At 66.1% G+C, this 1,508-nt stretch carries 2 protein-coding genes; one reads left to right on the top strand and one right to left on the bottom strand.

All coding sequences use genetic code 11. The features are described 5' to 3' along the window. Positions 1-33 precede the first annotated feature (33 nt). Positions 34-987 carry a heme o synthase gene (locus tag ACFWWR_RS48565; protein ID WP_383878557.1) on the bottom strand — a complete coding sequence of 318 codons (954 nt, stop codon included), beginning with the start codon at positions 985-987 and terminating at the stop codon, positions 34-36. Positions 988-1,341: 354 nt separating this feature from the next. Here ACFWWR_RS48565 and ACFWWR_RS48560 point away from each other — a divergent pair. Continuing rightward, on the top strand, positions 1,342-1,508 hold a 167-nt coding region (locus ACFWWR_RS48560), incomplete at its 3' end, for a hypothetical protein (RefSeq protein ID WP_384310786.1).

Raw genomic sequence — 1,508 nt, 5'->3', positions numbered from 1 at the left:
GCCTTGGCCACGCACCCCGCCCGTCACGGGGACTCATCGCAGGAAGGGATCCACCGCGACCGCCACGAAGAGGATCGACACATAGGTGATCGACCAGTGGAACAGCCGCATCTCCTTGAGCTTGCCGCCGGTCACCTCGGCCTTGGCCCGGTTCTGCAGCCCGTGCGCCTCCCACAGCCAGAAGCCGCCCGCCAGCAGTGCGACCGCCGTGTAGAACCAGCCCGTGTAGCCGAGCGGCTGCAGCAGCAGCGACACCGCGACCATCACCCAGCTGTAGAGCACGATCTGCCTGGCGACCACCTTGTTGGAGGCCACGACCGGCAGCATCGGTACGCCCACGCGCGCGTAGTCCTCCCTGACCTTCATGGACAGCGGCCAGTAGTGCGGCGGCGTCCAGAAGAACATGACGAGGAAGAGGACGATCGGCGCCCACGACATCGAGTTGGTGACGGACGACCAGCCGATGAGCACGGGGAGGCAGCCGGCGATGCCGCCCCACACGATGTTCTGCGAGGTACGGCGCTTGAGGATCATCGTGTAGACGACGACATAGAAGAGGAGCGCTCCGAGCGACAGCCAGGCCGAGAGCCAGTTGACGGCGAGACCGAACAGCAGCGTGGAGACGACGGCGAGGGTGATGCCGAAGGCGAGGCACTCGCGTGGGCTGACCATGCCGGTGACCAGCGGGCGCTGCGAGGTGCGGTCCATCAGCGCGTCGATGTCGCGGTCGATGTACATGTTCAGCGCGTTGGCGCCGCCCGCGGAGAGGTAACCCCCGAGGCAGGTCAGCAGCACGAGCGTCAGGTCGGGGACGCCCTGCTGCGCCAGGAACATCACCGGAACAGTGGTGATGAGCAGCAGCTCGATGATCCGAGGCTTGGTCAGAGCTACGAACGCCTTGACACGGGCCCCGAACGGCCGGTGGCTCGGGCTCTGGCTCGCACCGAGCACCCCCGCTGGACGGGATTCGACGGCCGTCACGCACACCCCTACAGAGACATCCCAGCAAGCCTCACCCGTGTGAAGTCCCGGTAAAGGCTCGCGCGTACCACGCCACTGTAGACGTTGCCCAGACCCGGACATTCGCGGGGGTCCAGTCGTGTTGGGCAGCACCTCCGGAAGAGCCGCGTGGTACTCGATTGAGCACTCGGACGAGCGGTTCCGTATTCACATGCCGAACGCGGAACGGCCCAGTCGGGAGGCGGATCCCGAAGAGCCCCGACACTCTGGAATGACTCGAAAAAACGCGCGTTCTTACAGGGGTAGGCTCGACAGCGCCCGGAGCGTTCAGCACACCGGCATTCGACATGCGTGACATGTGGAGAGGAGCCCTGACCCAGGGTGAGCACCAACCCGACCACCACAGACCTCGAGTGGACCGATTTGGACCAGCGGGCCGTCGACACCGCCCGCGTCCTGGCCGCCGATGCCGTACAGAAGGTCGGCAACGGCCATCCCGGTACGGCGATGAGCCTGGCCCCGGCCGCGTACACCCTCTTCCAGAAGGT

The sequence above is a fragment of the Streptomyces sp. NPDC058678 genome (assembly GCF_042714835.1).
Classification (GTDB): domain Bacteria; phylum Actinomycetota; class Actinomycetes; order Streptomycetales; family Streptomycetaceae; genus Streptomyces.
Note: the sequence above shows the minus strand (reverse complement) of the source record. Positions and strands in the feature narration are given on the sequence as shown.